At 66.4% G+C, this 5,448-nt stretch carries 5 protein-coding genes and 1 pseudogene; 4 read left to right on the top strand and 2 right to left on the bottom strand.

Annotated elements, in window-relative coordinates:
- From EN991_RS21655 to EN991_RS21665, 3 genes and pseudogenes are all read left to right on the top strand, one after another.
- A pseudogene (locus EN991_RS21655) lies at window positions 1-544 on the top strand (helix-turn-helix domain-containing protein); the annotation flags it as partial.
- A 33-nt stretch (window positions 545-577) separates the two neighbouring features.
- On the top strand, window positions 578-1,210 hold the full coding sequence (locus EN991_RS21660; protein ID WP_013530712.1) for a PQQ-binding-like beta-propeller repeat protein: 633 nt from the start codon (window positions 578-580) through the stop codon (window positions 1,208-1,210).
- Window positions 1,211-1,353: 143 nt separating this feature from the next.
- Window positions 1,354-2,202 (top strand): aldo/keto reductase, encoded by an 849-nt coding sequence (locus tag EN991_RS21665; RefSeq protein WP_127369515.1) that lies wholly within the window; start codon window positions 1,354-1,356, stop codon window positions 2,200-2,202.
- A gap of 96 nt (window positions 2,203-2,298) precedes the next feature.
- Here the strand turns inward: EN991_RS21665 and EN991_RS21670 are convergent, their stop codons facing one another.
- On the bottom strand, window positions 2,299-2,604 hold the full coding sequence (locus tag EN991_RS21670) for a hypothetical protein (RefSeq protein ID WP_013530714.1): 306 nt from the start codon (window positions 2,602-2,604) through the stop codon (window positions 2,299-2,301).
- A 208-nt stretch (window positions 2,605-2,812) separates the two neighbouring features.
- Here EN991_RS21670 and EN991_RS21675 point away from each other — a divergent pair, with 208 nt between their 5' ends.
- Window positions 2,813-4,315, top strand: a complete 1,503-nt coding sequence (locus EN991_RS21675) for an ATP-binding protein (RefSeq protein WP_127369516.1) — start codon at window positions 2,813-2,815, stop codon at window positions 4,313-4,315.
- Window positions 4,316-4,447: 132 nt separating this feature from the next.
- Here the strand turns inward: EN991_RS21675 and EN991_RS21680 are convergent, their stop codons facing one another.
- Window positions 4,448-5,230 (bottom strand): SDR family oxidoreductase, encoded by a 783-nt coding sequence (locus EN991_RS21680; RefSeq protein ID WP_063172588.1) that lies wholly within the window; start codon window positions 5,228-5,230, stop codon window positions 4,448-4,450.
- Between the last annotated feature and the right edge of the window lie 218 nt (window positions 5,231-5,448).

The raw sequence follows: 5,448 nt of genomic DNA on the forward strand, positions 1-5,448 counted from the left end.
GGTCGATAATTTCCGATATGTCGTGCGCCAACAGGAGAAAACGGTCTCGCTGGCCACGCGCCCGGTTCTGTTCGCGCTGGCCCGTACGCTCGCCGAAGCGTGGCCAGGCGATGTGTCCAGGGCGACGCTGATCGCGCAAGCCTTCGGCGGCAGGCACGCCGATGAATCGCATCGGGCGCGGCTGCGGGTCGAGATCGGTCGGCTGCGCACCGAATTGCGGAGCCTGGCCGACATCGGCGCCACCAGCCAGGGCTTCGCGCTGGCGCCGCGCCAGGCACGCGAGGTGCTGGTGCTGGCGCGGCCGATCGAGGAGCGGCACGCGGCGGTGCTGGCTTTCCTTGCCGACGGTGAATCCTGGGCGAGTTCGGCGTTGGCGCTGGCGCTTGGCACCGGGCAGCGCAGCGTGCAGCGGGCGTTGGAGCAGCTTGGCGAGGCCGGCAAGGTGCAGTTTTTCGGTCACGGCCGGGCGCGCCGCTGGATGACGCCTCCACTGGTGGGATTCACGACCACCTTGTTACTCCCGGCCCCGCTGCCGAACGGTTAGGAAGTGACATCGGATCTCAATGAGGACAAGGACATGAAACAGTCAACGGCCGAAATCCTGCGCGAATACGGACCCTTTGCCGATGTGGAGAGGGTGCATGGGGTGAGCTTTGACGGCAGCAATGTCTGGTTTGCCTCGGGCGAGAAGCTGAACGCCTTCGATCCGGAGAGCGGGCAGAACCTGCGCTCGATCGATGTCGCGGCGCATGCCGGCACCGCCTGGGACGGCCAGCATTTCTTCCAGCTTGCCAACGACCTGATACAGAAGATCGACCCTGATACCGGCCAGGTGTTGGCGACTATTCCGGCGCCCGGTGGTGGCGGCGATTCCGGGCTGACCTGGGCCGAAGGAACGCTCTGGGTGGGACAATACCGCGAACGCAAGATCCACCAGGTCGACCCGGAAACCGGTGCGATCCTGCGCACCATCGAATCCAACCGCTTCGTCACCGGGGTGACATGGGTCGAGGGCGAGCTGTGGCACGCCACCTGGGAAGGCGACCAGAGCGACCTGCGCCGCGTCGACCCGAAATCAGGCAAGGTTCTGGAGAAGCTCGACATGCCGGCCGGGATGGGCGTGTCGGGGCTGGAATCCGATGGCGGCGACCGCCTTTATTGCGGCAGCACATCCGCCGGGGTGGTGCGGGCGGTGCGCCGGCCGCGGTGAGGATGCGGCCGACGCCGAAGTCACACTTGCAGGCGCACTTCACACGGCAATTTGTCCGCTGTCGGCTGGCCGTTGCCCCTTGTCGGACCTAGATAGGCTGTGCGCCGGGCGGACGCCCGGCCCAGCTTTGCAAAGGATCCCTCATGCCTGAACAGCCCATCATGCCCGAACAGATTGCATTGAACGACGGCTCCGCCATTCCCCAACTCGGCCTCGGTGTGTGGCAGGTCGACCAGGACATCACCGCCGACGTGGTGGGTTGGGGCATCGAGGCCGGCTATCGCCTGATCGACACCGCCGAAGGCTATCAGAACGAGGAAGGGGTCGGAGAGGCGATCCGCAGTGCCGGCGTGCCGCGGGCTGAGCTGTTCATCACCTCGAAACTGCGCAACGGCGCGCACCAGCGCGATGCGGCCTTGCGCGCCTTCGACGAGACGATGGAGAAGCTCGGCGTCGAACAGATCGACCTGTTCCTGATCCACTGGCCTGTGCCCAGCCAGGACAAATATGTCGAGGCCTGGAAGACGCTGGTCGAACTCAGGCAGGCCGGCCGCATCAAATCGATCGGCGTTTCGAACTTCAACCAGGACCATCTGGAGCGGATCATCGGCGAGACCGGTGTGACGCCCGTCGTCAACCAGATCGAGCTGCATCCCCAGTTCCAGCAGCGCGGTGTCAGGGACTTTCATGCCAAGCACGACATCCGTATCGAAAGCTGGAGCCCTCTGGGCAGCGGCCGGCTGCTCGGCGATCCGACCATTGCAGGCATCGCCAAAAAACATGGCAAGTCCGTCGCACAGGCGATCATCCGCTGGCATCTCCAGGAGGGGCTGATCGTCATTCCAAAGTCGATCCGCAGGGATCGCATCGCCGCCAATTTCGATGTCTTCGATTTCGAACTGGATGCGCAGGACCTGCAGACGATCCGCGGCATGGATTCGCCCGAGGGCCGCAACGGACCCAACCCCGCCACAGCCGCGTTCCTGTTCTGAGAGGTAAGTTTTAACGAGCTGGCAACGAAACTGCTAATCTCCCCCACGAGGGGGGAGATTGGCAGCTTTGCGGCTTTCGCCAATTTCTTGCGCCCCTCAAATCCCGGACCCATCCAACTGCTGGGCGTCTTCACCTTCCCAGGGCGCCGGCATCGACGCGCGGCTAAGGTTGGCGGTGGGCAGCGGCATCCAGCATTTCAGTTCCGGGTCGGCGTATTCGATGACGCGCCCGGGCGAAGAGTCCGACGCGCGCCAGCCTTCCGAGGCGAACTGGTCGGCACGCGACCAATAGGCAAGGTCGACTTCCGCCGGTCCCTGCTCGGACGGACGCACAGTGACCAGGATGCGGCTGCCGTCCTTCGGCGCCGTCGACATGTGGCGCCACCGTTCGGGCTCGTCCATCGCATTCCTCCTCGCACTCGTAGCGTTGGGAGGAGTGTCGCCTCGTGGTCCGAAGGGGTCAACCCAAAGTTTGCGCCAGGCATCGGCTGATGACCCCTCCAGACGGTGCCTGCACAGTTGTGCGCAACACGCCGCGGGCGGTCATGCACGCTCGACGGGCCGTGACCCAGTTGATAAGCCCGTCTGCGAAAGGAGCGCCTGAGTCGAGATGACCGTTGCGATCGAGATGGGACAGACGACCGCAGGCGCCCCGGCGAAGCTGGATCTCGAGGAACTGCTCGCGACGCGCCTTTTGGTGCAGGGCAATTCGGGCTCCGGCAAGTCGCATCTGCTGCGGCGCCTGCTGGAGCAGAGCGCGCCCTGGGTGCAGCAGACCATCATCGATCCCGAGGGCGACTTCGTTTCGCTGGGCGACCGTTACGGCCATCTGGTGATCGATGCCGAGCAGCATACCGAGCGCGGCCTGCAGGCGGCAGGCGAGCGGGCGCGCATGCATCGCGTCTCCACCGTGCTCAATCTCGAAGGGCTCGACGCCGAGAACCAGATGCGGCGTGCCGCCGCCTTCCTCGGCGGGCTGTTCGAGGTCGCCCGTGACCACTGGTACCCGATGCTGGTGGTGGTGGACGAGGCGCAGCTGTTCGCGCCGGCGGTGGCCGGCGAGGTTTCCGACGAGGCGCGAAAGCTCTCGCTCGGCGCGATGACCAATTTGATGTGCCGTGGGCGAAAGCGCGGGCTGGCCGGCATCATCGCCGCCCAGCGGCTGGCAAAGCTCGCCAAGAACGTCGCCGCCGAGGCGTCCAACTTCCTCATGGGCCGCACCTTCCTCGATATCGACATGGCGCGTGCCGCCGACCTTCTGGGCATGGAGCGGCGCCAGGCGGAGGCGTTTCGCGATCTGGAACGCGGGCAGTTCATGGCGCTCGGCCCGGCGCTGTCGCGCCGTCCGCTGGGCCTGCGCATCGGCCCGACGGATACGAGCCCGCGCAACGGAACGCCGCGGCTGATGGCGATGCCGGAAGCAGCACTCGAGGATGCACGCGCGATCATCCTGGCGGCGCCGCCGCCCGAAACGGTGCGCACGCCGCGCCGCCCGGCGTCGCCGGACCTGCTCGACCAGTTGATGGCGGCGAAGTCGGCGGCCTTGGAAATCCGCCCCGAACCGGCGGAGCCGCAAGTCAGCGCCGAGGATCTGGCCGAGCGCCGCGAGCGCGTGGACCGCGTGCTGCGCGCCATCCTGGCGCAGCCCGACGCCGGTTTTCGCGTAATCGGGGTACTCTATCAGGAGTTCGTGGTCCGCTCCCGCATCGAAGGCCTGGCCTCGGTCGTGCCCGACCTGCCGGAGTTCCGCCGCATGCTGACGCGCGCCCGGGCCGGCCTTGGGTCAGAGACGACGCAGGACGACGCATGGCGGGACGTTTCCGTCCGCGCGTCGCTGCTGCCCGACGACATGCAGGGCGTGTTCATGATGATTGCCCGCGCGGCGAAGGAGGGCTGGCCTTGCCCGAGCGACGCCGCGATCGCCCGCGCCTACGGCTCGCACTCGCTGCGCCGCGCCCGGCGCCTGTTGACCTATATCGAGGAGCAGGGCCTCATCGTCTGCCAGCTCGACGGGACAGGCCGGCGCACCGTGACACTGGTCGAATTGGCCTGGGCCACCGCACCGGGAGATCCGAATGCCGAGGAGGTGGAGCAGGGAAGCCTGGCACTGTGAGGCGGCGCGGGTGCTTTGAGCGAATGATGCGATAGGCTTTTCAGTCACCGTCATCGCGACAAATTTCTGATGGCAACCGTGAAATCGCCGACGGCGAGATGCGTCATGCAGGCGCTTGCGTTTCGATGGCGCTCACCGGTTCGCCCCAATCACCCACTGTTCCTGGTCGACGAGCGTGCCGGTCATCGGCCCGGCAGCATCCGAAAGCAGGAAGACGGCGAGGTTGGCGATATCGCTGGTCGAGAACAGGCGGCCGAAGGGTTGCGAGGCGTTGGCGGCATCGAGCCAGCCCGGCCCGTTGCCCAGCGTGTCGGCCTGCATGACGCGTTCGGCCGGCGTGTCGGTCCAGCCGACATTGATGCCGTTGACGCGGATGCGATCGAAGCGATGGGCGTTGGCGGCGTTTTTGGTCAGCGTGGCCAGCGCGCCCTTGCTTGCGGAATAGACGGCGAGCTCCGGCGAGCCGCAATGGGCGTTGATCGACAGGATGTTGACGATGGCGCCGCGCTCTCCGCGCTTCTTCATGTCGGCGATGGCCGCCTGCATGAGGAAGAACGGCGCCCGCGCGTTGACCGCGAACAGCGAGGCCCAGCCGTCGAGATCGGCATCGACGAAGGAGGCCCGGTCGGTCAGTCCTGCGGCGTTGACCAGCGCATCGATGCGGCCGAAGCGCTCGATGCAGGCTTGCGCCAAAAGGGCAGGGGCTGCCGGGTCGGCGAGGTCGGCGGCGACGAAAACCGTCGGCGTGCCGAGCCGCGAAAGCTCTTCCGCAACGGCATCGCCGCGCGTCTTCTCGCGCCCGGTGACGAGCAGGCCGCCGGCGCCGCAGCGCGCCAGCGTCTCGGCGATGGCGCGGCCAATGCCTTGCGTCGAGCCGGTGACCAGCGCCACCTTGCCGTTGAGTTGGAGCTCCATTCCTCTTCCCCGCCTCGCATCTGATTTCAGGCTAGCGCGGCGCGATCGTTTTACAATACGGAAATTGGAAATCTTGGAGTGGAGGTTGTTGGCTGTCGCGCTGCGTGGGGCCGGCGGGAGCCTGCCCCAATGTCGTGATTCCCTACGTAGCGGAGGCCGTCGCAAAGACGCTAGTGGACCGTGATTATGCCCTCGACGGCCTCCGCTACGTAGGGAAT

The organism is Mesorhizobium sp. M7A.F.Ca.US.005.03.2.1 (genome assembly GCF_003997795.1).
Taxonomy (GTDB): domain Bacteria; phylum Pseudomonadota; class Alphaproteobacteria; order Rhizobiales; family Rhizobiaceae; genus Mesorhizobium; species Mesorhizobium ciceri.

Bases quoted from the DNA above. Each gene is read 5' to 3' on its own strand.
- EN991_RS21660 (WP_013530712.1), top strand. From the start codon at position 578: ATGAAACAGTCAACGGCCGAAATCCTGCGCGAATACGGACCCTTTGCC.
- EN991_RS21665 (WP_127369515.1), top strand. From the start codon at position 1,354: ATGCCTGAACAGCCCATCATGCCCGAACAGATTGCATTGAACGACGGC.
- EN991_RS21670 (WP_013530714.1), bottom strand. From the start codon at position 2,604: ATGGACGAGCCCGAACGGTGGCGCCACATGTCGACGGCGCCGAAGGAC.
- EN991_RS21675 (WP_127369516.1), top strand. From the start codon at position 2,813: ATGACCGTTGCGATCGAGATGGGACAGACGACCGCAGGCGCCCCGGCG.
- EN991_RS21680 (WP_063172588.1), bottom strand. From the start codon at position 5,230: ATGGAGCTCCAACTCAACGGCAAGGTGGCGCTGGTCACCGGCTCGACG.